Here is a 24770-nt window from a genome sequence, read left to right on the forward strand (position 1 = left end):
GTGAACGACCGTCCGGAGTGGACAAACCTGCCCGATCTGGCGGCGCGGCGGTTCGGTGGCACGGTGATGCGGGCGACCGACGAGCTGTTCGCCGAGAAGGAGAACCTGATCAACGACTGGGTTCCCCGGCACCAGCCGGAGACCTTCGGTCCCAAGGGGCAGGTCTACGACGGCTGGGAAACCCGGCGGCGCCGCGAACCGGGGGTGGACCACGCGGTGGTGCGGCTCGGGCTGCCCGGCGTGGTTTCCGGGGTGGTCGTGGACACCGCGTTCTTCAAGGGCAACTACCCGCCGTTCGTCTCGGTGGAGGCGTGTGCCGTGGACGGTTACCCGAGCGCGGACGAGCTGTCCGGCTGGGAGACGGTGGTGCCGAAGTCGCCGGTTTCCGGGCACACCGAGAACTTCTTCCCGGTGGAGCCGGGGCGGCGGTACACCCACGTCCGGCTGACCATGCACCCCGACGGCGGGGTCGCCCGGCTGCGCGTGCACGGCCGGCCGATCGCCGATCCGGGCCTGGTCGACCTGGGCGCGCTCGACCTCGCCGCGCTGGAGAACGGCGGCGAGATCACCGGGTGCAGCAACATGTTCTATTCGTCACCGAGCAACATGCTCGCGCCCGGCCTGGCGGCGCACCAGGCCGAAGGCTGGGAAACCGCGCGCCGCCGCGACGACGGCAACGACTGGGCGACGCTCCGGCTCGCCGGGGCCGGGGTGATCCGGCTGGCGGAACTGGACACCAGCAACCTCAAGGGCAACGCCCCCGGCTGGGCCTCGCTCAGCGGTTCGGTGTCCGATGTGGACGAACCGGATGCGTGGTTCGAGTTGTTGCCGCGCACCCGGTTGCAGCCGGACACCCGGCACCGGTTCGTGGTGCCCGAACAGCGCGAGGTGACCCACGTGCGGCTGGACATCTATCCGGACGGTGGCCTGGCCCGGCTGCGGTTGCACGGCGGCCTCACCGAACGCGGCCGCAAGGAGTTCACCGATCGCTTCGACTCCAGCCGCTGACCACTCACGACCAGGAACCGCGGGTTTCCAGTTCGTCTCGTTGGGCCCGGATGAACACCCGGTAGCGGGCCGGGCTCATCTGGACGGCACGCTGGAAGTGCTCGCGCAGGGACGCCGGGCAACTGAACCCCGTCGAGCGCGCGATGGCCTCGACCGGTTGATCGGTGCGTTCGAGCAGGTTCTGCGCGAGGTTGAGCCGCTGGAACAGGATCCACCGCCGCGGGGAGACCCCGACCTCCGCCTTGAACCGGCGCGTCAGCGTGCGTTCGGACAGATGCACCCGGGCCGCGAGGTCGCTCAACGTCAGCCGCTGGTCGAGGTTCTGCGTGATCCATTCGCGCAACGCGCCGAGACTCCGGTCATCGGACACCGGCCCGCCGCGGTGCTCGGCGAACGCCATCCGGCGCTCCGCGAAGGCGGCCGCGTCCGCGCCGTGGTCCGCGCGGATCAGGTGCAGGCACAACCCGATCATCTCCGCCTCACCGCCGGAGGTGAACACCCGATCGTCGGCATCGACGTACAGCGCGTCCGGCACGACCGTGATCTGCGGGAACCGCCGCGCCAGCAGGGACGCGCGCGCCCGGTGCGTGGTCGCCCGGCGATCGTCCAGCAGCCCGGCCTCGGCCAGCAGGAAGGCCCCGTCGCACAGGCCGACCACCCGGCGCCCGGCGGCGTGCGCCCGGCGCAGCGACACCAGCACGTCCTCGTCGTGCGGATAGTCGACATCGGCGAATCCCGTCACGATCACGGTGTCCGCCGCTTCGAGCAGTTCCAGGTCGCCGTGCACCCCCGCGTGCAGCCCGCATTGGCACCGGACCGGTTCGCCGTCCCGGCTCGCGATGCGAACGCGATAACACGGATCGAGGCCGCCCTCGGCCGGCGCGTAACCGGCGAGGCCGTCTTCGAAGACGTGCCAGGGAACGGTCAGGTCGAAGAGGACGGCACCGGGCGACGCCAGCACCACCACATCGTGCATATCCGGAAACCCCCCGGTGTCCGTTCGCTCTGCCCCCGATTCTCACAGAATTCAATTGAGGTCCGCTATAGCGTGCGTGAAGAAATTCAATCGGATTATTCCCTCGCGAGGCGCCTGTCTCTCCCGCCGCGGGAGCGTTCATTCTTGATCGCGTGAAGGCCGAGCTGATCCGGCGGCGCCTGCTGGCCACTTTGGACCGGTTCCGGACCGTGCCGGTTTCGCCGAGCGGGATCCGGCCGGATTGCGTACCATCTTGCGCCAACCCGTCCGGGACACGCCTACAGACGGGTGACGAGCAAAGCGGTTCAAGATCGAACTCGGTAGATCTGCGTGCGGCGACGGGCCGGGGGCGGGCCGTCGAACCTCGGGAGGTTTCGTGACCGTGACACTGTCCACCCGCAACGCCGAAGCTTGCACCGTCGTCGAGGTTGGCGGTGAAATAGATCAGGACAGCTCGACCCGGATCCGCGAGCATGTCGACGAGCTGATCGGCGGCGCCCGCTATCGGCTGATCTTCGACCTCGAGCACCTCGACCGCTTCGACTCCGCGGGGGTCGACGCGCTCGAGTACGCGTTGAAACAGGCCGGCGAGCACGACGGTTCGGTCCGGCTGGTGTGCGACCGGGAGCGGGTGTTGCGGGTGCTCCGGGACAACGGCAACCGCGTGCCGGTCTACCCCTCGGTGGAAGCCGCGCTCGCCGCCGGTTGAGCCTCAGGGCTTCGACTGGCGGCGGGAGCTGATCACACCGGTGTTGAACCCGGCCAGGTGCAGCCCACCCGCGAACCGCGCGTGCTCGATCTTCACGCAGCGGTTCATCACCACGTCCAGACCCGCGTCGGTGGCGTGCTGGGCGACCGGTTCGTGCCACAGACCGAGCTGCAGCCAGAGCGTGCGGGCGCCCGCGGCGATCACGTCCGCGGCGACCTGCGGCAGGTCCTCGTGCTTGCGGAACACGCTCACCAGGTCCACACCGCCGGGCACCTCCTCCAGCGACGGGTACACCGGCTGCCCGAGCAGTTCGTCGAGCCGCGGGTTGACGAAGTTGACCTGGTAGTCGCTGGAGGACAGCAGATAGGTGGCCACGAAATAGCTCGGCCGCGCGGGATTGTTCGAAGCGCCGACGATCGTCACCGATTTCGTCCGCGACAGCAGGCTCAGCCGTTCCCGCGCGGTGGGCGGGGTCCAGGTGAGCACGTCGTCCACGGCCCGGATCCCGCCTTCGGGCACGGTGGTTTCCAAGGTCATGACCGCACCGCCTTGTCCAGCGCCTGGTCGATGTCCCAGAGCAGATCGTCGACGTCCTCCAGGCCGACCGACAACCGGACCAGATCCGGGCCGACCCCGCCCGCGCGCAGTTGCTCGTCCGAAAGCTGCTGGTGCGTGGTGGAAGCCGGGTGGATGACCAGTGTCCGGGCGTCACCGACATTGGCCAGATGCGACAACAGCTCCACGGATTCGACGAACGTCTCGCCCGCGGCCCGGCCACCGCGCACCCCGAACGAGAACACCGCACCGGGACCGCCCGGGAGGTACCGCCGCGCCAGGTCGTGGTGCGGATGGGACGGCAGGCCCGCGTAGGCCACCCAGTCCACGCGCGGATCGGCCTCCAGGTACTCGGCGACCGCGCGGGCGTTCGCCACGTGCGCGTCCATCCGCTGCGGCAGGGTTTCCACGCCCTGCAACAACAGGAACGCCGAATGCGGCGACAGCACGGCGCCGATGTCGCGCAACTGTTCGGCGCGCAGGCGGGTGCAGAACGCGTACTCGCCGAAGTTCTCCCAGTACTTCAACCCGCCGTAGCTGGGCACCACCTCGGTCATTCGCGGGAATTTCCCGTTGCCCCAGTTGAACTTCCCGGATTCCACGACGATGCCGCCGAGCGTGGTGCCGTGCCCGCCGAGGAACTTCGTCGCCGAGTGCAGCACGATGTCCGCGCCGTGTTCGATCGGCCGGCACAGGTACGGCGTGGCCAGCGTCGCGTCCACCACGAGCGGCAGATCGTGCGCGTGCGCGAGATCGGCCAGCCCGGCCAGATCCGCCACGTTCCCGCTCGGGTTGCCGATGACCTCGGTGAAGATCAGCCGGGTCTTGTCGGTGATCGCGGTCGCGTAGTCATCGAGTGAGTCGCCCGCGACGAAGGTGGTGTCCACACCGAACCGCCGCAGCGTGCCGTCGAGCTGGGTGACCGTGCCGCCGTAGAGCCCGCTCGCCGAGACGATGTGCTCGCCCGCCTCGGCCAGCGCGGAGAACGTGAGGAACTCGGCGGCCTGCCCGCTGCTGGTGGCGACGCCGCCGATCCCGCCTTCCAGACTGGCCAGCCGCTCCTCGAACGCGGCCACCGTCGGGTTGCCGATCCGGCTGTAGATGTTGCCGTACTTCTGCAGCGCGAACAGGTTCGCCGCGTCCGAGGCGTCCTCGAAGACGAAGCTGGTGGTCTGGTAGATCGGGACCGCCCGGGCGCCCGTCGCCTGGTCCGGTGTGCCACCGGCGTGCAGGGCGCGGGTGCGGAAGCCCCAACTGCGTTCACTCATCAGCGTTACCGTACCCACGACCGCCGTAGTGGAGCCAGGTCTCCCACGGCCTGAGTCGCCGGGACCACAGGGGAGCGCCGGAAGTGGCGGGAACCCGGGGCAAAGCTGTCCGAAGTGGACTTAGCTTGACGTGGCGAGAAAGTTGCCGATTCGGAAAGCTTGCCGAATCGGCAACTTTGTGTAGGGTGGTCGGCGTGACCACCGAGACCCTGGGCCTTCGCGAGCGCAAGAAGCTCGCGACCCGGCAGGCGCTCAGCGACGCGGCGCTGGCCCTGGCGCTGGAGCACGGGCTGGAGAACGTGCGGGTCGAGGACATCGCCGCCGAGGCCGAGGTCTCGACCCGCACGTTCCGGAACTACTTCTCCAGCAAGTACGAAGCCCTCGCCGCGCGGCACCTCGACCGGGCGCGGCGAGCCGCGCTCGAACTGCGCGAACGGCCCCGGGACGAACCGCTGTGGGACGCGGTCATCCACGCCACGCTGGCGCAGTGGGACGGTGACGACGGCGCCGCGGACCGCAGCCCGTCCGCCGAGGTGACGGCCGGTGTCCGGCGGCTGCTCGCCGAACCCGCTTTCCAGGCCGAGGTCCTCAAGGCCGGTCTCGCCGCGGACAGCGAGTTCGCCGCGGTCATCGCCGAACGGACCGGGACCGATCCCCGGCACGATCTCTACCCGCGGCTGGTCGCGGCCGCGGTGGGCGCCACCACGCAGGTGGTCACCGATCAGTGGCTGCGCGCGGATCCGCCGGTTCCGCTCCGGCCGCTGCTGCGCGACGCGTTACGTCAACTCGCCGCCGGATTGCCCGATCCGTCGGCCACCTGAGATTGGGGGAAGTGGATGACCACGCTGAAGGTGCCCGGAGCCGAGCTCTACTACGAAAAGCGCGGAACCGGGCCGGTGCTGCTGTTCATCCCCGGCGGCAACGGGGACGCCGGGCTCTACCAGGGGGTGGCCACCGCGCTGGCGGACCGGTACACCACCGTCACCTACGACCGCCGCGGGTTTTCCCGCAGCCCGCTCGACGGGCCGGTGGACGACGACGCGCGGGTCGAAGCCGACGTCGAGGACGCGAAGCGGTTGCTCGGCGAGTTCACCGATCGGCCCGCGTACGTGTTCGGCAGTAGTTCCGGCGCCATCGTCGCGCTCGAACTGCTCACCCGGCACCCGGACCGGATCCTTCGCCTGTTCGCGCACGAGCCGCCGCTGGTGACCCTGCTGCCCGACAGCGAACGGCACCTGGTTCTCCTGGACGACGTGTACGACACCTACCGCACTGTGGGTTTCGGGGCGGCGCTGGCGAAGTTCCTGCGCGCGACCGGGATCGAGGGAATGGGCGGGCCCGGCGGGCGGGAACCGATCGGCGACACCGCGGAATTCGTGGCGCGCGTGCGGCACAACCTCGAATTCTGGCTGGAACACGAACTGCGCTCCTACCCGCGCGTGACCCCCGACCTCGCCGCGCTGGAGGCGACCGCGGATCGCCTGGTGCTTTCCGGTGGCCGCGATTCGCACGACGCCTTTCCCTACTGGCCCAACCAGATCCTGGCCGAGAAACTCGGCCTGCCGATCGTCGACTTCCCGGGCGGCCACATCGGCTACGGCACCCACGCCACCGATTTCGCCGCCCAGCTAGGGGAAGTCCTGGCCGCGTCCCGCACGTAGCCACCGCTCCCGCGAGTCCCCCGTTTCGGTCGCGCGAGTCCCCCGTTTCGGAACACCGAGTTCCCCGTTCGGGCACGCGAAACCTCGTCCGGGGCAGCTCAACCGAGTGGCGAGATGACCATGACGATCCGGTAACGGAGGGCGCATGCGTAGCCCTGGAGCGTGCGTACGGTGAACTCGCGCTCGCGCTTTTCCAAGCGGCACACGGTGGGCGCGTCGCAGCCGAAGTAGGCGGCGACATCCCGCTGGGTGAGGCCCCGACTGCGGCGCATGCGGACCAGTTCGCCGATGAGGGTGTCGAGTTGGTCGGTGTACGGGTTCGCCGTGGCGGTCTCGGGCTGGTAGGCCATGGCTTGTCCCTCGGCTTCGTCGTCGCAGCTGTGGCAGTCGTAAATCGGCTCGGGGGCGGGACGGCTGCCGACTTGGTAGAGCAGGCCGCACAGCGCCGTCACCCATTCGCCCGGCGGCGGTGGGGCGCGGAACTTGGTGCGGTGGCGAACGCCGCCGACCACGGGCCGGTAGCACTCCGGCAACCGCAATGCATGCCGTCCACCTGGGAACGAGTCCCCTTCATCGGTCTCGACCGTCCCGTTCTCGTCCACTCGCCAGCTCATGGCGACGCCTCACCGTCCACGGGTTCAGTCCTCCTCGACTTGACTGCCTGGGAGTAGTCTCGTCACCACCGACGGTGAAATGAACGGGCGAGGGGTCTGCACGTGTCTGCAAACGATGCAAGCGAGGAAACCGGCGAGAGTCTGAGATCGGCTCGCCTGTACGTCGGTCTGTCCCTGTCCCAAATGGCGGCTCAGACCGCCTACTCGAAGGCGTACCTTGGGCAGGTCGAGACGGGCTTACGTCCGGTTACCCTGGACGTGGTCACGGCCTACGAGAGAGTGCTGGGAGACGGCATGCGGCGTCGAGACATCACGCACCCGCGTCTGATGAAGATCAAGGACTCGGGACACCTTGAGAAAATCCGCCAAGCTGTCGAATCCGGAGATCCGTCGATCTTCGCCGAGGGACCTACGTCTAGCTCTATCGACGCCGCGGTGGCTCCAGTTGTCGGGCCGGAGGGGGTCCGGAACTTCCGGCGCTGGGCGGTGGAAGGGAAAACTTCCACTCTGCGGGCCAACGCGGTCAGCATCGTCGGGTTCCTCCCCGGCCGGGAGAACGCCGAACTGGTAGCAAAGGTGCTGGACGAGGACGCGAAGGTGCGGAGGCTCTGCCTCGCGTCCGAGGTATCTCGATTGACCCAGATCGACTGGCAGACGTCACTGCGTGTCGCCGACGATCCGACCACCGCCCCGGATCCCAAGAAGCTGGCGGCGAAGCTCGCCAAGGAGGCCGTCGACCCGAAGGATTCGGAGTCCCGGTGGTGTGCCGGGTACCTGCTTCAGCGGCTGGCCCCCGCTCTGGCGCGATAAGCGAGCGCCGGTGTCGATCTGGAAGAATCTCGGCGAGCACACGGTCTACGAAAACCCATGGCTCAAGGTCAATCTCGCCGATGTCGAACTCCCGGACGGCCGACATCTCGACCACTACCTGATCCGGCAGCGGGCGGTCGCGCTGGCGACCGCTGTCAATGACGACAACGAGGTGTTGTTGCTGTGGCGGCACCGCTTCATCACCGATACCTGGGGTTGGGAATTAGCCGCGGGTGTCGTCGAAGACGGCGAAGCAGTCGACGTGGCGGCTGCCCGGGAAATGCTCGAGGAGACCGGCTGGCGTCCCGGTCCGCTGAAGCACCTGATGACGGTGGAACCGGCGAACGGGCTGAGCGACTGCCTTCACCACGTGTACTGGGCCGACAGTGCCGAGTATGTCGGCGAGCCGGAGGACGCTTTCGAGTCGCAGCGCAGGGAATGGGTTCCGCTGGCGCAGGTGCCGGACTTGGTGGCGAAGGGCGAGGTGCGTTCCGCCAACTGCGTCGCCGCCCTGCTCATGCTGCACTACATGCGCGTCTAACCCAGGGCTGAGCGGAGGCGGCGTTCGCGTTCGGCCGGGGGCTGGCGGGGGCAGCTCGTGCACTTGTCCCCGCCAGTCGCCTGGTAGATCAGGCAGCACGAGGCCCGCCGGACGACCGGGGTCGCGCCGATCCGCGCGAACCGCGGGCGCGGCATGCGGTTGCCGATCGCGGCGGCCAGGGGGCCGGCGAGGTCCATCGCGCGGTCCGGGTCCCCGGCCGCGGTTCCGGCCCAGAGCAGCCGGTTGCCGATCGAATCGGTCGCGATCGCGCGCAGGGCCGGGATCCGGGCGCCGCTGACCGCCGCGATCGTCTCGATCGCCGGTTCCAGCGCCCCGGCGAACGCGGCGCCGAGTTTGTCCAGATCGCCGCCCAGCACGGCCGACGACCGCGCCCCGGCGAACCGGCCGTCGGCGACCACGTCCAGGGTGACCGCCGCGAGCGAGGGATCGAGCGCGGTTCCGGTGAGCACCAGCGATTCCAGCGCCGGGGCGACCAGCACCGAGGACGCCGAGTACCACCAGATGGTGCCGAGCACCTCCGCGGGGGCGCAGCCGTACAGCTTCGACGAAAGCCCGATCCGGGTCCGCAGCCAGGTCTCGTCGGTGATCGAAGCCGCTGGGATCGCCAGCAGCCCCGGCAACGCCGCGCTGCCCGCGTGGTGGGGCATCCGATGCGAAATCACCCGATAGAGATCGTCGGGGGTCATCGGGGCTCGTACACCGAGATCGTGAAGGACGCGGTCACCTCGACCGGCTCGTCGAGCGCCGCCAGCCGTTCCCGCCGCCCGTCCTTGTGCAGGTGGTGCGCGTTCGGCCCCATGAGCACCGCCCGCCGGGCATCCTCGGGGGAAAGCGTCAACTCGATCACCAGGTCCTCCGTGAGCACACGCCGGAAGTACTCGGACAACGCCGCGTCCAGCCGCCGTTCCTTGTCTCGGTCCACCTCCAGTAAACCCACGCGCGCGGCCAGCTCGCCGAGATGGCCGTGGCCGGGGGAGGCGACGACCAGCGCGCCGCCGGGGCGGAGCACGCGCCGGAACTCGGTGCCGTTGCGCGGCGCGAACACGTTGATCAGCACTCGCGCGGAGCCGGTCGCCACCGGCCACGGCTCCCACAGGTTCCACACCGCCGCGCCGATCCGGGGATGCGCCCGCGCGGCCCGGCGCAGCGCCATCGCCGAGACGTCGAGCGCCAGGCCGTCGCGGCCGGGCAGCTCCTCGAGCACACGCGCCAGGTAGTGCCCGGTGCCCGCACCCGCGTCCACCACCAGGCCCGGCCCGGCCACCCGCGCCGCGTGGGCGGCGATCGCATCGGCGAGCGGCGCGTAGTGCCCGGCCGCCAGGAAATCCACGCGGGCCGCGACCATCTCCGCGGTGTCCGCGGTTCCCGCCGGAACCCGGGCATGAAGCAGATTCACGTAACCCTGCTTGGCGAGGTCGAACGAATGCCGTCGCGGACACCGCAGCGCGTTACCGAGGAACTCGATCCGGTCGCCGCAGAGGGGGCAACGCAGCGCCCTGACCACCGGGTCCGGTAGCGGTCCGTCACTCCTGTCCGTCCTGCTCATGGCGCCTATTCGACCATGACGTTTCGTAAACGGACTCGAGCCCCTGGGTGCCGGGAAACTTCCCCGTAACATTGGCGACCGTTTGGTTCACAGCGCCGAAACGTCCAGTGTCATTCGGTGCAACAAGGCTTTTCCATGCTTTGCGCCAATTGAGAAGTCCAGCGACCCATCTCATAGGAGGAAGCGTGGAAGGGAATACGGCCTGGTTGCTGACCAGTGCCGCCTTGGTGCTGCTGATGACACCGGGGTTGGCGTTCTTCTACGGGGGGATGGTCCGCTCCAAGAGCGTGCTGAACATGCTCATGATGAGCTTCGGCTCGATCGGTCTGGTCGGCGTGCTGTGGGTGATCTTCGGGTACTCCGCGGCCTTCGGCAAGGACGTCGGCGGGGGGTTGCTCGGCGATCCGTTCGAGGCGATCGGCCTGAGCGGCCTGATGGGCGGCGACGCGCTGACCGGCACCGGATTCGTGGCCTTCCAGGCCATGTTCGCAGTGATCACCGTCGCGCTGATCTCCGGCGCGGTCGCGGACCGGGTCCGCTTCGGCGCCTGGCTGCTGTTCGCCGGGATCTGGGCCACGATCGTGTACTTCCCGGTCGCCCACTGGGTTTTCGCGTTCGACGCCAAGGACGAGGCGACCGGTGAGGTCACCAAGGCCGGTGGCTGGATCGCGAACCATCTCGGCGCCCTCGACTTCGCCGGTGGCACCGCGGTGCACATCAACGCCGGTGCGGCCGCGCTCGCGCTGGTGCTGGTGATCGGCAAGCGCGTCGGCTGGCCGAAGGAGCCGATGAAGCCGCACAACCTGCCGTTCGTGATGCTCGGCGCCGGGCTGCTGTGGTTCGGCTGGTTCGGGTTCAACGCGGGTTCCGCGCTCAAGGCGGACAACACCGCGGGCGTGGCCTTCATCAACACCTTCACCGCCACCGCGGTCGCGATGCTGGCCTGGCTGCTCGTGGAGCGCCTGCGGGACGGGAAGGGCACCAGCCTCGGCGCCGCCTCGGGCATCGTGGCCGGTCTGGTCGCCATCACCCCGGCGTGCGCGTTCGTGGACACCTGGGGCGCGCTGGCGATCGGTTTCGCGGCCGGTGTGCTGTGCGCGCTCGCGGTCGGCCTGAAGTACCGCCTCGGCTTCGACGACTCGCTCGACGTGGTCGGCGTGCACCTGGTCGGCGGCCTGACCGGCACCCTCCTGCTCGGCCTGTTCTCGACCAGCGGCGTGAAGGAGGGCACCGCCGACGGCCTGTTCTACGGCGGCGGGTTCAGCCAGCTCGGGAAGCAGGCGGTCGCCGCCGGCGCGGTGCTGGCGTATTCGTTCGTGCTGGCCGCGATCATCGGGTTCCTGATCAACAAGACCCTCGGCTTCCGCGTCTCCAGCGAGGACGAGGTCACCGGGATCGATGAGGCGGAACACGCCGAAACCGGGTATGACTTCGGTTCGCGCGGCGGGCGCCCGGCCGGCCACGGCGGCGGGGTCGCCGCGGCGGCGAAGAAACTCGAGGGGAGCAAGGCATGAAGCTCATCACCGCGATCGTCAAACCGTTCACCCTGGACGACATCCGGAACTCGCTGGAACAACTCGGCGTGCTCGGCATGACGGTCAGCGAAGTGCAGGGCTACGGCCGGCAGAAGGGGCACACCGAGGTCTACCGCGGCGCCGAATACGCGGTCGACTTCGTGGCCAAGCTGCGGGTGGAGGTGGTCACCGACGACACGAACGTGGAGAAGGTGATCGAGGCCATCGTCGGGGCCGCGCACACCGGCAAGATCGGTGACGGAAAGGTCTGGGTGACCCCCGTGGAGACGGTGATCCGCGTCCGTACCGGGGAGCGCGGCACGGACGCCCTGTAGCCATGACCACAACGGGGGTGGAGCTGAGAAAGGCGGTCGAGAGACTGCTGGAAGGTCGGCACGGGAGGCTGGGCGCGACCGCGCTGCGGGAGGCCCTGGTCGATCTTTACGAATTCTGGCTGGGCAAGGCCGCCACGGCGGCCGGTGTGGACACCGCCGATCCCGGTGTCGCGCTGGTCGCCGTCGGCGGCCTCGGCCGGCGTGAGCTGGTCCCGTTCTCGGACCTCGATCTCGTCTTGGTGCACAACGGAAACTCGGAGATCGCGAAGATCGCCGACGCGCTGTGGTACCCGCTGTGGGACGCCCGCGTGGGCCTCGATCACGCGGTGCGCACGCCCGCCGAGGCCCTGCAGGTCGCGGCGGACGACCTGCGGACCGCGATGGGGCTGCTGGACGCCCGCCACCTCTCCGGCGACGCGGAGCTGAGCGCGCGGCTGGCCGCCGCCGCGCGCGACCAGTGGCGCCGCACCGCGCGGAAACGGCTGCCCGAACTCGCCGAATCGGCCCGGGCCCGCTGGCAGCGCAGCGGCGAGATCGCGCAGTCCTCCGAACCCGATCTCAAGTACGGGCGCGGTGGCCTGCGGGATGCGGGCGTGCTGGACGCGCTCGCCGCCGCGCAGCTCACCGACCGGCCGAACGAGGAACTGCGGGCGGCGAAGGAACTGCTGCTCGACGTCCGCACCGAACTGCGCCGCGAACTCCGCCGCGACCGGGACGTGCTGAGCGCCGCGGACGCCGGACTGGTCGCCGCGGAACTGGGTTTCGGCGACCGGTTCACCTTGGCGCGCAAGCTTTCCGGCGCGGGGCGTGCGGTGAGCTACGCGGTGGACGTCGCCTTGCGTTCTACTGTGGACAGTCCACGCGGGAGGTTCGGCCGGCGGCCCAGCCGGACCCCGCTGGACGACGGCGTGGTGCTGCACGGCACCGAGGTGGCGCTGGCGCGCGACGCGGTGCCCGCCCGCGATCCGGCGCTGCTGCTGCGGGTGGCCGCGGCCTCGGCCCGTTCCGGCGCGCCCATCTCACCGGGAACCCTGCGGAGTCTCGCCGATTCCGCACCGGAACTGCGCGCCCCGTGGCCCGCCGACGCCCGCGACGCGCTGACCGAACTGCTCGGCGCGGGCGAGGGCCTCGTCGACGCGGTGGAGGCGCTGGACCGCACCGGCCTGTGGGCCCGGTTGTTCCCGGAATGGGGCGCGGTGCGCGACCTGCCGCCGCGGGAACCGGTGCACTCGTGGACCGTCGACCGGCACCTCGTCCGGACCTGCGTCGAGGCGGCGAAACTCACCACGACCGTGTCCCGGCCGGATCTGCTCCTGCTGGGCGCGTTGCTGCACGACATCGGCAAGGGACGCGAGGCGGATCATTCCGAGCTGGGCGCGGCGATCTCGGCTCAGGTCGCGGCACGGGTCGGGCTGGGCGAGGAGGACGCCGCACTGGTTTCGGAGATGGTCCGGCACCACTTGCTGCTGCCGCACACCGCGACCCGGCGCGACATCAGCGAGTCCTCGACCGTGCTGCGGGTCGCCAAGACCGTGCACATGGATCCGGTGCTGCTGGAACTGCTGCACGCGCTGACCAAGGCCGATTCGCTGGCCACCGGCCCCGGGATGTGGACCGAATGGAAGGCCGGGCTGGTCGAGACGCTGGTCGCCCACTGCCGGGAAGTCATGCGGGGCAAGGGTTTCTCCGCGCCCGAACCGCTCGACGAGCAGCAGCGCGAACTCGTCGCCGCGGCCGTGCGCTCCGGGCACGGCGAGGTGCTGATCAGCGCCGAGGGCAAGGTGGCGACCGTGGTGCTCGCGGTTCCCGCGCGGGCCGAACTGCTCGCCCCCGCGGCCGGGGTGCTCGCGCTGCATTCGCTCGAGGTGCACACCGCGGTGCTGCGCGGCCACGACGGCGGGCGGGCCGGGGTGTTCAGCGCGTCGCCGAAGTTCGGTTCGCTGCCGGACGTCACACTGCTGCGCGAGCAGTTCGCCCGCGCGGTGTCGTCCGGGACGGCGGCGCTCGCCCAGAAGCTCGCCGCGAAGGAACGGGACTACCACGCGCATTCCGCGGCGGTGGCCGAACCGAAGGTGCTGTGGTTCGACGACGAGACCAGCGGGTCGGACACCGTGGTGCTGGAACTGCGGGCCACCGACCGGATCGGCCTGCTCTACCGGGTCTCGGCGGCGTTGCAGCGCGGGGGCGCCGAGGTCCGCTGGGCCAAGGTGGCCACGCTCGGCGGCGCGGTCGTCGACTCCTTCGCGATCGCGCCGGTGCACGGCCGGATCGATCAGCCCTGGCGCGACGGGATCGAAGAAGCCGTGCTCGCGGCGGCTTCCTAGCGTCCTCCGGGGTGTCGCGCACCGGGCGCACGGCCGCGATGGCAATATGTCCGCCATCGGTGAGCCGATCACGCGACCGGAAGGCGGTGGCAGGGTGCTGGGGAGCGGTCCGAACGACGACGAATCCGTGCTGCCGGCCACCGTGATCGCCGCCCATCTGGAGACCTGCGCCGCCGAGCTGGCGGGCGGGCCGAGCGTGGGCAGCGTCGGAGACGTCGCCGCCGTCCTGGCGCACGTGGTCGCGGGTCAGCAGCACCTCTCGGCCATGCTCGCCCGCCTCGCCGACTACGTGGGCGACCGGCGTCCCGCGGCGCCCTCGCCGGACCTGCTCGCGCTCACCGAGGTGCTGCGCGCCGCGTCGGCCGCGGCCGGGTACTCGGCCGACGCGCTGGCCGAGGGCCGACCGGCCCTCGAGTCGCTCGTCCGTTCGGCGGGCGAGGACACCCGTTTGTAGCTGTCGGCCCGATCCTTCGCCGGATTACGCTTTTCCCTTTGCGGGTGCGTGCGTCCAGGTGGCGTTCGCCGCTGGGGAGGTGGAGATGCGAGCGATCTGGAAGGGCACGATCGGATTCGGCAGCGCCGCGATTCCGGTCAAGGTGTACAGCGCCACCGAGGAGCAGACCACCGGGCTGCACCAGCTGCACGTGACCGACGGGGGCCGGATCCGGAACAAGCGGATCTGCGAGGTCGACGGCGCCGAGGTGGACGCCGCCGAACTGGGCAAGGGGTTCCAGGTGCCCGGCAGCGACGTCGTGGTGCTCACCGAGGAGGAGCTGGCGAGCCTGCCGCTGCCCACCGCCCATTCGATCGAGATCTGCGCGTTCACGCCGCTGGACCAGATCGATCCGATCTACTTCGCCCGGACCTACTACCTGGAGCCCGAGGCCGCGGGCACCCGGCCGTACGTCCTGCTCAGCGAGGCGCTGCAGCAGTCGGGCCGGGTGGCGGTGGTCAAGGTCGCCCTGCGGCAGCGGGAGGCGCTCGGCATCCTGCGGGTCCGCGACCAGGTGATCATGCTGGAGACCATGCTCTGGCCGGACGAGGTCCGCCGGCCGGATTTCCCGTTCCAGCACGAGGACGTGGACGTCCGGGTGTCCGACATCCGCGCGGCCGTCGCGATGATCGAGCGGCTCGCGCGGGACTTCGACCCCGAGCGGTACGCCGACCGGTACCAGGAGGCGCTGGAGGCGCTGATCACCGCCAAGGTCGAGGGCGGTGAGGTGGTCCAGCCGACCGCCGCCGTCCAGGAGGCCGGGGTGACCGAGCTGCTGTCCGCGTTGCAGAACAGCGCCGCCGACGTGGTGGAGGCCGACCAGGAGCGCGCGGCCTCGGTGGGGAAGGCCAAGGCGGCCGCGCGCAAGGCCAAGGCGTCCAAGGAAGCCGCGAAGAAGGCGGCCGGAAAGGCACGCGGCGCGGCCAAGTCACGACGCTGAGTTTTCCCTGAGTAGATCTACGCAGCACTACTTGGGGGTGTTCACGCTGCCCGCTTGATCGCGTCCCCGGCAGGGTTGTCCCCAGCGGGTGACCCGGCGAGGGGGCGGGTCACCCGCCCGCGTATCCGCCGGGCCCGGGTCGGCCCGCGACCGGCCACTTCGGCATTACGGCTACCCTCGAAGGAGTACCGACGACCCAGCTGGAGCGTGCACACCCGTGTTCGACACTCTCTCCGATCGGCTCACCTCGGTCCTGCAGAACCTGCGGGGCAAGGGCAAGCTCTCCGAGGCCGACATCGACGCGACCGCGCGGGAGATCCGCATCGCGCTGCTGGAAGCCGACGTGGCGCTGCCCGTGGTGCGGGAATTCATCTCGCAGGTCAAGACGCGTGCCAAGGGCGCCGAGGTCTCCCAGGCGCTGAACCCCGCGCAGCAGGTCGTCAAGATCGTCAACGAGGAGCTCATCGGCATCCTCGGCGGCGAGACGCGGCGGCTGAACCTGGCGAAGAACCCGCCGACCGTCATCATGCTCGCCGGTCTGCAGGGTGCCGGTAAGACCACGCTCGCCGGGAAGCTCGCGCTGTGGCTGAAGAAGCAGGGCCACGCGCCGCTGCTCATCGCGTGCGACCTGCAGCGGCCGAACGCGGTCACCCAGCTCCAGGTCGTCGGCGAGCGGGCCGGGGTCCCGACCTTCGCGCCGGAGCCGGGCAACGGCGTCGGCGATCCGGTCGACGTGGCCCGGCGCGGGATCGACGAGGCCAGGCGCGCGCAGCACGACGTGATCGTGGTCGACACCGCCGGTCGGCTCGGTGTGGACGAGGAGCTGATGCGGCAGGCCGCCGACATCCGCGACGCCGTCCAGCCCGACGAGACGCTGTTCGTGGTCGACGCGATGATCGGTCAGGACGCGGTGACCACCGCGGAGGCCTTCCGCGACGGTGTCGGGTTCACCGGTGTCGTGCTGACCAAGCTGGACGGTGACGCCCGCGGTGGTGCCGCGCTGTCCGTCCGCCAGGTCACCGGGCAGCCGATCCTGTTCGCCTCCAACGGCGAGAAGCTCGAGGACTTCGACACCTTCCACCCGGACCGGATGGCCAGCCGGATCCTCGGCATGGGCGACATGCTCACCCTGATCGAGCAGGCCGAGCAGGCCTTCGACCAGGAGCAGGCGGAGAAGGCCGCGGCCAAGCTCGGCAGCGGCCAGCTCACCCTGGAGGACTTCCTCGAGCAGATGCTCGCGGTGCGCAAGATGGGCCCGATCGGCAACCTGCTCGGCATGCTGCCCGGCGCCGGGCAGATGAAGGACCAGCTCGCCCAGGTCGACGACAAGCACCTCGACCGGCTGCAGGCGATCATCCGCGGCATGACCCCGGCGGAGCGGGACAACCCGAAGATCATCAACGGGTCCCGGCGGCAGCGGATCGCGCTGGGGTCCGGGGTGACCGTCCGCGAGGTCAACGACCTGGTCAACCGGTTCTACGAGGCGCGCAAGATGATGGCGCAGATGGCGGGCCGGTTCGGCTTCGGCGGCGGAGGCGGCGGCAGCAGCAAGCGGAAGGGCAAGAAGGGGAAGAAGGGCAAGGGGCGCGGCCCCACGCCGCCCAAGGTGCGCGGCGGCTTCCCCGGTGGGATGCCGATGATCCCGCCCGGCGCGGGCGGCGGCGGGATGCCCGACCTGTCCCAGCTCGGCGGCGGGCTGAACGACGTGCCCGGCTTCGACCCGTCGAAGTTCAAGCTGCCGCCGAAGAACAAGTGACGGCGCTGCACCTGCGCGGAACCGTCCTGCCCGACGGCGAGCCGCGCGATCTCTGGATCCACGACGGCCGGATCAGCCTGACCCCGGTCGCCGGTGCGGAAACCCTTGTGCGCGAAGGGTTTCTGGTCCCCGGGCTGGTCGACGCGCACTGCCACCCGGGCATCGGCGTCGGCGGTCCGGTGTCCCTGGAACGGGCGGCCGAGCAGGCGCTGACCTCGCGCGACGCGGGCACGCTGCTGATCCGGGACTGCGGTGACCCGGTGGACACCCGGCCGCTGCAGCAGCGCGCCGAGCTGCCGCGGATCATCCGGGCCGGACGGCACCTCGCGCTGCCCAAGCGCTACATCCCGGGCCTGGGCGTCGAACTCGACGATCCGGCGCTGCTGCCGTCCGCGGTCGCCGAACAGGCGGCCGAAGGCGACGGCTGGGTCAAACTCGTCGGCGACTGGATCGACCGCGGCGTCGGCGACCTCGCGCCGCTCTGGCCGGACGACGTGCTGGCCGAGGCGATCGCCGTCGCGCACGAGGCGGGCGCCCGGGTCACCGCGCACGTGTTCGGCGAGGACGCGCTGCCCGGCCTGATCAACGCCGGGATCGACTGCCTGGAACACGGCACCGGGCTGTCCGCGGACCTGATCGACGAGGTGGCCCGGCGGGGGACCGCGCTGGTGCCGACGCTGATCAACATCGAGAACTTCCCGGGGATCGCGGACAAGGCGGGCAAGTACCCGGCCTATGCGGCGCATATGCGCGCCCTGCACGCGGGCGTGGCCGAAACGGTCGCCGCGGCCCTGGACGCCGGGGTTCCGGTGTACGCGGGCAGCGACGCGGGCGGGATGATCGAGCACGGCCGCTTGGTCGACGAGATCGAGGCGCTGCACCGGGTCGGCATGAGCCGCGAGCAGGCCCTGGCCGCCGCCTCCTGGTCCGCGCGCTCCTGGCTCGGCCACGAGTCCCTTGTGGACGGTGCGTCGGCGGATCTGCTCGTCCTGGACGCCGACCCGCGGGCCGACCTGTCCGCGCTGCGCCATCCCCGGCACCTCGTCCTGCGCGGCGCCGTGCCCCGCTGACCCGCGCTCGGCGAACGCGATCCCAGGGATTTCCGTATGCCCAATCGCATCGTTTTCGATGTATCGTTTCCGATGTGAAGGCCAGTGAGCTGTACCTGCTCGGCAAGCACCTGATGGAACTCGCTTCCCGGGGCATGCGCGACGACTCGGATCCGGAAGTCCCGGAGATCTACCTCGTGCTCATCTCGGTGCTGGTCGAGGCGCCGGGCATCTCGATCAGCGAGCTCACCGCGCGCACCGGTTTCGCGCAGAGCCACGTCTCCGCCGCCGTCGCGCACCTGCGGGAGCAGGGCGCCGTGCACACCCGCCCGGACCCGGCCGATCGCCGCCGGACCCTGGTCACCCCGGTCGACGGGCTGGTCGCGGCGGTCACCCAACGCCAGCAGCGCGATGCCGAACAGGTCCTCGCGGCGGCGCTCGCCGAGTTCGACCCGGACCGGGACTCGGTCGCGGACCGCGCCGCGCGACTGGCCCAGGCCGCGGACGAGCTGTACCGCCTGCTCACCGCCCGAGCGCTCGGGGTGAACGGGGACGCCGCCCTGATGCCGCTGCACTCGCTGGCCGAAAAGGCGACCGGCAAACCGGAGAAATAGGGGAGGAACCACATGGACTACCCGTTCGCGGGCGCCGAGCCGATGCGCTGCCCGTCCGAATTCGCCCGGAGACAGGACGAGGAACCGGTGGGCCGCGTGCACCTCGCGACCGGCGAGGACGCCTGGCTGGTCACCCGCTACGCCGACATCCGCGCCCTGCTGGCCGACCCGCGGTTCCGGCCGTGGATTCCCGGTATGCCCACGACCGGCGCCGGGGACCTGCTCTTCACCATGCACGGCCCCGAACACGCGCGGCTCCGGCGCATCGCCGCCAAGGCGCTCACCCCGCGGCGGGTGGAACAGCTGCGTCCCCGCGTGGCAGCGCTCGCCGACGACCTGGCCGCGAAGCTGGTCGCGCAGGGCCCGCCCGCGGACGTGCTGGACGGGTACGCGATCCCGTTCGCCCTCGCGGTGCTCGAAGAACTCCTCGGCGTCCCGCCGACGGCTCGGGACGATCTGCGGACCTGGATCGACGGCGTCGTCGCGGTGTTCACCGCGCCCAGTTACCAGGAGATGGCCGAAGCCGCCCGGAATCTGGGTGGCTACCTGATGGAACTGGTCGAGGCGAAGCGGCGCGCGCCCGGGGACGACCTGCTGACCGGGCTGCTCCAAGCGCGCGACGACTCCGGCGACGCACTGCTTCCGGAAGAGGTCACCCAGCTCGCCTTCGCGATCATGATGGGCGGGTACGTCCCGCCCGCGAACGCCCTGGCCACGGCCGTGCTGCGGCTGGCGGCCGAACCGGAACTTCCCCGCGATCCCGCCTCGGTGCCCGCGCTGGTCGAGGAACTCCTGCGCCAGGACCAGGGCTCGGCCGGCGACCAGGGGCGGGTGGCGATCGAGGACGCCGACGTCGGCGGGGTGCCGATCCGCGCGGGCGAGTTCCTCCTCGCGCCCCTGCGCGCGGGCAACCACGATGCCCGGCGGTTCCCCGAGCCGGAGCGGATCGATCCCGGCCGCGCGCAGGGCCACCTCACCTTCGGCCACGGGCCGCACCACTGCCTCGGCGCGGCGCTGGCCCGGCTGGCGATCCGGACCGGCGTCACCGCGCTGCTGGCCGCGGCCCCTCGGCTGCGCCTCGCGGTGCCGTTCGAGGAACTCGCCTGGCGGCGGATGTTCCTCACGCTCCAAGGTCCGGTCGCGGTGCCGATCGCCTGGTAACCCGCTGTCGTGCGTCGCCGGGCGAACACATAGCGTGGACCCGGTTGGCGAGTCGCGGTGTCGCGGGAGGGTGTGTGGAAGAGGAGCCCGACGGCGATTCACGCCCCCCGGATCTCCGGGCCGGTCTCGTGTTCGGCGCGCACTGGGGCTTGCTCGCGTTCTTCGCCGGGCTCGGCGGGTACTACCTCGTCACGCTGGTGATGACCGGTCTCGTGTCCGGTTTCGACCAGTTCGACTCGTTCGAACTCCCCGACGTGGGCCCGTTGCTGCTGGTGGCCTTCCTGCCGAACCTGTTCCTCGGCCTCGGCCCCGCGATCGGTTCCCGGCGGTGGGGCCGGGGGCTCCGCGCGGACTTCGGCCTGCTGCCGACCCGCCGCGACATCAAGGTCGGACTCGCGTGCGGTGGCATCGCACTGGCCGCCGGGTACCTGATCAACCTCGTGCTGCTCGGTCTCTACGGCACGGACCGGATTTCCGACGGCCCGCTGGACGAGCTGTCCGGTGGGGTCGGCAACGACACCCCGTGGCTGATCCTCGCCGGGGTGATCGTCGTCTTCGCGGCCCCGCTCACCGAGGAACTGCTGGTCCGCGGTGCCCTGTGGCGAGCGCTCGAGCACTACCGGATACCGTCGTGGGCGATCCTGGTGCTGACCGCGGTCGTGTTCGCGCACCTGCACGGGGAGCCCACGCGGACGGTCGCCCTGGTGGGCCAGGGCCTCGCGATCGGCCTGGCCCGGCTGAAAACCGGCCGGGTGGGGGCCAGCCTGGTCGCGCACGCCGCCAACAACCTGCCACCCGCCTTGCTGTTGTTCGCCGGAATATGAGAGACCGGATGGACCACGCGGGGTAGCCGACCGGACTCACCCCGCTAGGCTCGACCGTATCCAGACATATCAGACGGAGGATCAGGCGTGACCGCATCGCAGCCAGGCGAATCGGTCCCTGGCGGCGGGACGCCTGAACCGGATCGGCCCGCACCGCGCTGGGGGTTCGGCGCGTTCCTCCTCGTCGAGGCCGTGCTGCTGGCGTCGGCGGCGTTCGTCAGCGCGCTCTTCGGACCGGTGCGCGGCGACCAGTTGCCGGTGCGGGACGTGCTCATCGGCACCATCGCGCCGACCGTGATCGCGGCCGGGGTGGCGCTGCTCATCACCAAGCTCCGCGGCAACGGCCCGTTCGCGGACCTGCGGCTGTCCTGGAACTGGGACGACGTCCGCGTCGGCCTGAAGTTCGGCGTGCTGGGCCTGGTCTGCACCACGGTCGGCGCGTTCGTGTGGACCCAGGTGGTCGGCCGGGAGAACGCGACCTCGGCGATCGGCGCGCTCGTCGAGGACAAACCGATGTCGGTCGCGGCCGCGGTGATCATGTTCGGTTACGTCTGGCTGCTCGGGCCGATCTGCGAGGAGATCATCTACCGCGGGCTGCTCTGGGGCGCGGTCGAACGGCTGCACTGGGGCAAGGAGAAATGGGGCCGGCTGGCCGCGTTCCTGCTGTCCACCGCCGTGTTCGCGGTGAGCCACCTGGAACCCCTGCGCACCACGTTGCTGCTGGTCATCGCGGTGCCGATCGGGCTGGCCCGGCTGTTCACCGGCCGCCTGCTCGGCAGCATCGTCGCGCACCAGATGAACAACTTCCTCCCCGCCCTGGCCATCCTGCTCACCTCCCTCGGGCTGTTGAGCATTTAGGGCGGAAAGCGGGGGTGGCGGCCACCGCGACGGGCGCGGCTGGCAGAATGGTCGCTTGCCTGCTTCGGCCGGACCCTCTCACCGCGCCGGAGCCACCAGAACCCGCGGGTACCCGCATCCGTTTCCCCACTCGGATCGTGTCCCGACTTCGAGCACCGAGAGAACTGAGGAGTACCCACACCCGTGGCCGTCAAGATCAAGCTGCAGCGCCTCGGCAAGATCCGTGCGCCGTACTACCGGATCGTCGTCGCCGACGCGCGCACCCGCCGCGATGGCAGGGCCATCGAGACGATCGGCAAGTACCACCCGAAGGAAGAGCCGAGCCTGATCGAGGTCGACTCGGACCGGGCGCAGCACTGGCTGAAGGTGGGTGCGCAGCCGACCGAGCCGGTGCAGCGCATCCTGGAGATCACCGGTGACTGGCAGAAGTTCAAGGGCCTGCCGGGCGCCGAGGGCACGCTGAAGGTGGCCGAGCCGAAGCCGAGCAAGCAGGAGCTGTTCAACGCCGCGCTGGCCGCCGCGGGCGAGGAGCCCAGCACCGAGGCCACCACGCCGAAGAAGAAGGCCGCCAAGAAGACCGAGGACAAGGCCGAGGCCAAGTCCGAGGACGGCGCCGCGAAGGCCGACAAGGAGAAGGCGGAAGCGTGAGCTTTCTCGCCGATTCCCTTGAGCACCTCGTGCGCGGGATCGTCGACAACCCGGACGACGTCCGGGTCGAGCTGATCACCACGCGGCGCGGCCGCACGCTCGAGGTGCACGTGCACCCGGACGATCTGGGCAAGGTGATCGGTCGCGGTGGCCGCACCGCGACCGCGTTGCGCACGGTGATGGGCGGTATTGGTGGCCGGGGCGTCCGCGTGGACGTCGTCGACACCGACCGCTGACCGGTCTGCGAACCAGCACGGTGCAGGTAGTCGTCGGGCGGATCGCCAAGGCGCACGGGGTCCGCGGTGAACTCGCGGTGGACGTGCGCACCGATTCGCCCGAGCGGCGCTTCGCCGTGGGCACGTCGCTGTCCGTCCGGCTCCGCGACGGCGCGATGCGCGAACTCACGGTGGCAGCCGCCCGCGAACACAGCGGGCGGCTGCTCGTGCGTTTCGAGCAGGTGCTCACCCGCGAAGTCGCGGAAACGCTGCGCGGCGCGTTGCTGCTCGCGGACACCGCGGACCTCCCGCCGACCGAGGATCCGGACGAGTTCTACGACCACGAGCTGGAGGGCCTGCGGGCCGAGCTCGCCGATGGCTCCGAGGTCGGGGTCGTCCGCGAGATCGTGCACTCGCCGGGCGGTGAACTGCTGTCCGTCGACCGGGACGGCCGGACGGTCCTGGTGCCGTTCGTGCGCGCGATCGTCCCCACGGTCGACGTGGCGGGTGGCCGGGTCGTGCTCGACCCGCCCGAAGGACTGCTGGACTGACCCCCGTGCGCATCGACGTCGTCACCATCTTCCCCGAGTACCTGGACCCGCTGCGGGCGGCGCTGCTCGGCCGGGCCATCGACCGCGGCCTGATCGAGGTCGGCGTGCACGATCTGCGCGACTGGACGCACGACGTGCACCGCGCGGTCGACGACGCGCCTTACGGCGGCGGGCCGGGCATGGTGATGAAGCCGCAGATCTGGGGTCCCGCGCTCGACGACGTGTGCGGCGAGGGCTCGCGGCTCGTCGTGCCCACCCCGGCGGGCCGGCCGTTCACCCAGGCCCTCGCGCACTCCTACGCCGCCGAACGGCACCTGGTGTTCGCCTGCGGCCGGTACGAGGGCATCGACCAGCGCGTGATCGACGACGCCGCCCGCCGGATGCCGGTGGACGAGGTGTCCATCGGCGACTACGTGCTCGTCGGCGGCGAGGCGGCGGTGCTGGTGATGGTGGAGGCCGTGGTCCGGCTGCTGCCCGGGGTGCTGGGCAATCCGGTGTCGGCCGAACAGGACTCGTTCTCCGACGGGCTGCTGGAAGGTCCGAGCTACACGCGCCCGGAGGTCTGGCGCGAGCTGCCGGTGCCCGAGGTGCTGCGTTCGGGCAACCACGCCCGGATCGACCGCTGGCGCCGCGACCGGGCGCTGGAACGGACCCTGCGGCGGCGGCCGGATCTGCTCGACCGGTTGCCCGCGGGCAGCCTCGACCAGCACGATCTCGCGCTGCTCGAGTCCCTGCGCGAGGAATCCGGCTAGGCCCCGTGCCGGGGCGCGAACCCCGGTCTGCAATACTTGACAGGTTGGCGCGACCGGACCAGGTCCCGCGCCGCTACACCAGCCCCCGGGTCGATCGCTGTGAAGTTGGTGCGCGCGCCCGGATGTACGTAAGCCATACGAAGGACGAGGACCACCGATGAACACCCTGGACGCCCTGGACGCTCAGTCGCTGCGTTCCGACATCCCGGACTTCCGCCCGGGCGACACGCTGAAGGTGCACGTCCGCGTCATCGAGGGCAACCGCGAGCGCAACCAGGTCTTCCAGGGCGCGGTCATCCGTCGCCAGGGCGGTGGCATCCGGGAGACCTTCACCGTCCGCAAGGTCTCCTTCGGCGTGGGCGTCGAGCGCACCTTCCCGGTCCACTCGCCGAACATCGCGAAGATCGAGGTCTTCAAGCGCGGTGACGTCCGGCGCGCGAAGCTGTACTACCTGCGCGAGCTGCGGGGCAAGGCCGCCAAGATCAAGGAACGCCGCGAAGCCCCCTCTGCCTCCTGAGCAGCCGATCGATTCCCGTAGCCTGGCGACGTGGTCGAACCTGTGCCCTCAAACGCTGCCGAGGATGAACCCGAGCGTCCCGATCCTGACGAGTCCGCCGAATCCGGGAAACGTCGGGGGAAGCGGCACCGCAAACCGAAGAAGCAGCGTTCGTTCTGGGTGGAACTGCCCATCCTGATCGTCGTGGCGCTGGTGCTGGCCTTCGTGTTCCAGCACTTCTTCGCCCGGGTGTACACGATTCCCTCGGGGTCGATGGAGACCACGCTGCACGGCTGCACGGGGTGCTACGGCGACAAGGTCCTGGTGGACAAGATCGTCTACGACTTCACCGATCCCACGCCGGGTGACGTGGTCGTGTTCAAGGGGCCCGAGCCGTGGACCGAGAACGACGCGCCGCCGCAGGAGTCCGGCAACGCGGTGGTGCGGTTCTTCCAGAGCATCGGTTCGGTGTTCGGGCTGGCGCCGCCGGACGAGCGCGACTTCGTCAAGCGGATCATCGCGACCGGTGGC

29 protein-coding genes are annotated in these 24770 nt (G+C 70.5%); 23 read left to right on the forward strand and 6 right to left on the reverse strand.

Going from position 1 to position 24770, the window contains the following annotated elements:
* Complete coding sequence (gene alc, locus FXO23_RS30555) at positions 1-1008, forward strand: allantoicase (protein ID WP_158888945.1); 1008 nt, start codon at positions 1-3, stop codon at positions 1006-1008.
* A 4-nt stretch (positions 1009-1012) separates the two neighbouring features.
* Here alc and FXO23_RS30560 read toward each other — a convergent pair whose 3' ends face one another.
* Entirely contained in the window at positions 1013-1984 is a 972-nt protein-coding gene (locus FXO23_RS30560; RefSeq protein ID WP_158888946.1) for a GlxA family transcriptional regulator, read from the reverse strand.
* Between the two features lie 376 nt (positions 1985-2360).
* On the opposite strand from FXO23_RS30560, the gene FXO23_RS30565 reads away from it, so the two are divergent.
* Positions 2361-2693 (forward strand): STAS domain-containing protein, encoded by a 333-nt coding sequence (locus FXO23_RS30565; protein ID WP_158888947.1) that lies wholly within the window; start codon positions 2361-2363, stop codon positions 2691-2693.
* A gap of 3 nt (positions 2694-2696) precedes the next feature.
* On the opposite strand, the gene FXO23_RS30570 is transcribed toward FXO23_RS30565, so the two are convergent.
* Together FXO23_RS30570 and FXO23_RS30575 are read right to left on the reverse strand one after the other, a co-directional pair.
* On the reverse strand, positions 2697-3230 hold the full coding sequence (locus tag FXO23_RS30570) for a CoA-binding protein (RefSeq protein WP_158888948.1): 534 nt from the start codon (positions 3228-3230) through the stop codon (positions 2697-2699).
* Positions 3227-4516 (reverse strand): O-acetylhomoserine aminocarboxypropyltransferase/cysteine synthase family protein, encoded by a 1290-nt coding sequence (locus FXO23_RS30575; protein ID WP_158888949.1) that lies wholly within the window; start codon positions 4514-4516, stop codon positions 3227-3229. Before FXO23_RS30575 ends, FXO23_RS30570 begins: the two co-directional genes overlap by 4 nt.
* A gap of 194 nt (positions 4517-4710) precedes the next feature.
* On the opposite strand from FXO23_RS30575, the gene FXO23_RS30580 reads away from it, so the two are divergent.
* Both FXO23_RS30580 and FXO23_RS30585 read left to right on the forward strand, forming a co-directional pair.
* Complete coding sequence (locus tag FXO23_RS30580) at positions 4711-5337, forward strand: acyl-CoA-like ligand-binding transcription factor (RefSeq protein ID WP_158888950.1); 627 nt, start codon at positions 4711-4713, stop codon at positions 5335-5337.
* 15 nt (positions 5338-5352) lie between these two features.
* On the forward strand, positions 5353-6177 hold the full coding sequence (locus FXO23_RS30585; protein WP_158888951.1) for an alpha/beta fold hydrolase: 825 nt from the start codon (positions 5353-5355) through the stop codon (positions 6175-6177).
* Positions 6178-6275: 98 nt separating this feature from the next.
* Here FXO23_RS30585 and FXO23_RS51785 read toward each other — a convergent pair whose 3' ends face one another.
* A complete protein-coding gene (locus FXO23_RS51785; RefSeq protein WP_246258037.1) occupies positions 6276-6791 on the reverse strand; it encodes a helix-turn-helix domain-containing protein in 516 nt (171 codons plus the stop codon).
* A 102-nt stretch (positions 6792-6893) separates the two neighbouring features.
* Between FXO23_RS51785 and FXO23_RS30595 the strand changes: the two genes are divergently transcribed.
* Both FXO23_RS30595 and FXO23_RS30600 read left to right on the forward strand, forming a co-directional pair.
* Positions 6894-7601: a helix-turn-helix domain-containing protein gene (locus FXO23_RS30595; protein ID WP_281356634.1), complete on the forward strand. Its 708-nt coding sequence runs from the start codon at positions 6894-6896 to the stop codon at positions 7599-7601.
* Between the two features lie 10 nt (positions 7602-7611).
* Positions 7612-8142, forward strand: coding sequence for an NUDIX hydrolase (locus FXO23_RS30600; RefSeq protein ID WP_246258061.1), 531 nt, complete (start codon positions 7612-7614; stop codon positions 8140-8142).
* Here FXO23_RS30600 and FXO23_RS30605 read toward each other — a convergent pair.
* Positions 8139-8810 (reverse strand): (2Fe-2S)-binding protein, encoded by a 672-nt coding sequence (locus FXO23_RS30605; RefSeq protein WP_158888986.1) that lies wholly within the window; start codon positions 8808-8810, stop codon positions 8139-8141. The genes FXO23_RS30600 and FXO23_RS30605 overlap by 4 nt on opposite strands.
* A gap of 35 nt (positions 8811-8845) precedes the next feature.
* Entirely contained in the window at positions 8846-9709 is an 864-nt protein-coding gene (locus tag FXO23_RS30610; protein WP_158888952.1) for a putative RNA methyltransferase, read from the reverse strand.
* A 185-nt stretch (positions 9710-9894) separates the two neighbouring features.
* Between FXO23_RS30610 and FXO23_RS30615 the strand changes: the two genes are divergently transcribed.
* From FXO23_RS30615 to lepB, 17 genes are all read left to right on the forward strand, one after another.
* Positions 9895-11223: an ammonium transporter gene (locus FXO23_RS30615; protein WP_158888953.1), complete on the forward strand. Its 1329-nt coding sequence runs from the start codon at positions 9895-9897 to the stop codon at positions 11221-11223.
* Positions 11220-11558 carry a P-II family nitrogen regulator gene (locus FXO23_RS30620; RefSeq protein WP_158888954.1) on the forward strand — a complete coding sequence of 113 codons (339 nt, stop codon included), beginning with the start codon at positions 11220-11222 and terminating at the stop codon, positions 11556-11558. The genes FXO23_RS30615 and FXO23_RS30620 overlap by 4 nt, the downstream gene beginning before the upstream one ends.
* 2 nt (positions 11559-11560) lie before the next feature.
* Positions 11561-13882 carry a [protein-PII] uridylyltransferase gene (locus tag FXO23_RS30625; RefSeq protein WP_158888955.1) on the forward strand — a complete coding sequence of 774 codons (2322 nt, stop codon included), beginning with the start codon at positions 11561-11563 and terminating at the stop codon, positions 13880-13882.
* Between the two features lie 46 nt (positions 13883-13928).
* Entirely contained in the window at positions 13929-14336 is a 408-nt protein-coding gene (locus FXO23_RS30630) for a hypothetical protein (RefSeq protein ID WP_158888956.1), read from the forward strand.
* Positions 14337-14421: 85 nt separating this feature from the next.
* Positions 14422-15315, forward strand: a complete 894-nt coding sequence (gene ku / locus FXO23_RS30635) for a non-homologous end joining protein Ku (protein WP_158888957.1) — start codon at positions 14422-14424, stop codon at positions 15313-15315.
* A gap of 217 nt (positions 15316-15532) precedes the next feature.
* Entirely contained in the window at positions 15533-17071 is a 1539-nt protein-coding gene (ffh, locus tag FXO23_RS30640; RefSeq protein WP_158888958.1) for a signal recognition particle protein, read from the forward strand.
* Positions 17072-17076: 5 nt separating this feature from the next.
* Positions 17077-18141, forward strand: coding sequence for an amidohydrolase family protein (locus tag FXO23_RS30645; protein WP_425484923.1), 1065 nt, complete (start codon positions 17077-17079; stop codon positions 18139-18141).
* 74 nt (positions 18142-18215) lie between these two features.
* Positions 18216-18734 carry a MarR family winged helix-turn-helix transcriptional regulator gene (locus tag FXO23_RS30650; protein WP_158888960.1) on the forward strand — a complete coding sequence of 173 codons (519 nt, stop codon included), beginning with the start codon at positions 18216-18218 and terminating at the stop codon, positions 18732-18734.
* A gap of 12 nt (positions 18735-18746) precedes the next feature.
* Positions 18747-19895, forward strand: coding sequence for a cytochrome P450 (locus FXO23_RS30655; RefSeq protein ID WP_158888961.1), 1149 nt, complete (start codon positions 18747-18749; stop codon positions 19893-19895).
* 74 nt (positions 19896-19969) lie between these two features.
* On the forward strand, positions 19970-20719 hold the full coding sequence (locus tag FXO23_RS30660; protein ID WP_246258063.1) for a CPBP family intramembrane glutamic endopeptidase: 750 nt from the start codon (positions 19970-19972) through the stop codon (positions 20717-20719).
* 87 nt (positions 20720-20806) lie between these two features.
* Entirely contained in the window at positions 20807-21577 is a 771-nt protein-coding gene (locus tag FXO23_RS30665) for a CPBP family intramembrane glutamic endopeptidase (protein WP_158888962.1), read from the forward strand.
* A gap of 183 nt (positions 21578-21760) precedes the next feature.
* Positions 21761-22225: a 30S ribosomal protein S16 gene (rpsP, locus tag FXO23_RS30670; RefSeq protein ID WP_158888963.1), complete on the forward strand. Its 465-nt coding sequence runs from the start codon at positions 21761-21763 to the stop codon at positions 22223-22225.
* Positions 22222-22461 (forward strand): RNA-binding protein, encoded by a 240-nt coding sequence (locus tag FXO23_RS30675; RefSeq protein ID WP_020671256.1) that lies wholly within the window; start codon positions 22222-22224, stop codon positions 22459-22461. Before rpsP ends, FXO23_RS30675 begins: the two co-directional genes overlap by 4 nt.
* 20 nt (positions 22462-22481) lie before the next feature.
* A complete protein-coding gene (rimM, locus tag FXO23_RS30680; protein ID WP_158888964.1) occupies positions 22482-22991 on the forward strand; it encodes a ribosome maturation factor RimM in 510 nt (169 codons plus the stop codon).
* A gap of 5 nt (positions 22992-22996) precedes the next feature.
* Positions 22997-23743 carry a tRNA (guanosine(37)-N1)-methyltransferase TrmD gene (gene trmD, locus FXO23_RS30685; protein WP_158888965.1) on the forward strand — a complete coding sequence of 249 codons (747 nt, stop codon included), beginning with the start codon at positions 22997-22999 and terminating at the stop codon, positions 23741-23743.
* Positions 23744-23900: 157 nt separating this feature from the next.
* Positions 23901-24260 (forward strand): 50S ribosomal protein L19, encoded by a 360-nt coding sequence (gene rplS / locus FXO23_RS30690; protein WP_158888966.1) that lies wholly within the window; start codon positions 23901-23903, stop codon positions 24258-24260.
* A 30-nt stretch (positions 24261-24290) separates the two neighbouring features.
* The coding region (lepB, locus tag FXO23_RS51790) for a signal peptidase I (protein ID WP_246258065.1) at positions 24291-24770 on the forward strand (480 nt) is incomplete at its 3' end.

Origin of the sequence: Amycolatopsis anabasis, assembly GCF_009765355.1 — a bacterium.
GTDB classification, from domain to species: Bacteria; Actinomycetota; Actinomycetes; order Mycobacteriales; family Pseudonocardiaceae; genus Amycolatopsis; species Amycolatopsis anabasis.

Coding starts and splice junctions, on each gene's coding strand:
- FXO23_RS30560 (WP_158888946.1), bottom strand. CDS start 1,984: ATGCACGATGTGGTGGTGCTGGCGTCGCCCGGTGCCGTCCTCTTCGAC.
- FXO23_RS30570 (WP_158888948.1), bottom strand. CDS start 3,230: ATGACCTTGGAAACCACCGTGCCCGAAGGCGGGATCCGGGCCGTGGAC.
- FXO23_RS30575 (WP_158888949.1), bottom strand. CDS start 4,516: ATGAGTGAACGCAGTTGGGGCTTCCGCACCCGCGCCCTGCACGCCGGT.
- FXO23_RS30585 (WP_158888951.1), top strand. CDS start 5,353: ATGACCACGCTGAAGGTGCCCGGAGCCGAGCTCTACTACGAAAAGCGC.
- FXO23_RS51785 (WP_246258037.1), bottom strand. CDS start 6,791: ATGAGCTGGCGAGTGGACGAGAACGGGACGGTCGAGACCGATGAAGGG.
- FXO23_RS30605 (WP_158888986.1), bottom strand. CDS start 8,810: ATGCCCCACCACGCGGGCAGCGCGGCGTTGCCGGGGCTGCTGGCGATC.
- FXO23_RS30610 (WP_158888952.1), bottom strand. CDS start 9,709: ATGAGCAGGACGGACAGGAGTGACGGACCGCTACCGGACCCGGTGGTC.
- FXO23_RS30620 (WP_158888954.1), top strand. CDS start 11,220: ATGAAGCTCATCACCGCGATCGTCAAACCGTTCACCCTGGACGACATC.
- FXO23_RS30625 (WP_158888955.1), top strand. CDS start 11,561: ATGACCACAACGGGGGTGGAGCTGAGAAAGGCGGTCGAGAGACTGCTG.
- FXO23_RS30630 (WP_158888956.1), top strand. CDS start 13,929: ATGTCCGCCATCGGTGAGCCGATCACGCGACCGGAAGGCGGTGGCAGG.
- ku (WP_158888957.1), top strand. CDS start 14,422: ATGCGAGCGATCTGGAAGGGCACGATCGGATTCGGCAGCGCCGCGATT.
- FXO23_RS30655 (WP_158888961.1), top strand. CDS start 18,747: ATGGACTACCCGTTCGCGGGCGCCGAGCCGATGCGCTGCCCGTCCGAA.
- rplS (WP_158888966.1), top strand. CDS start 23,901: ATGAACACCCTGGACGCCCTGGACGCTCAGTCGCTGCGTTCCGACATC.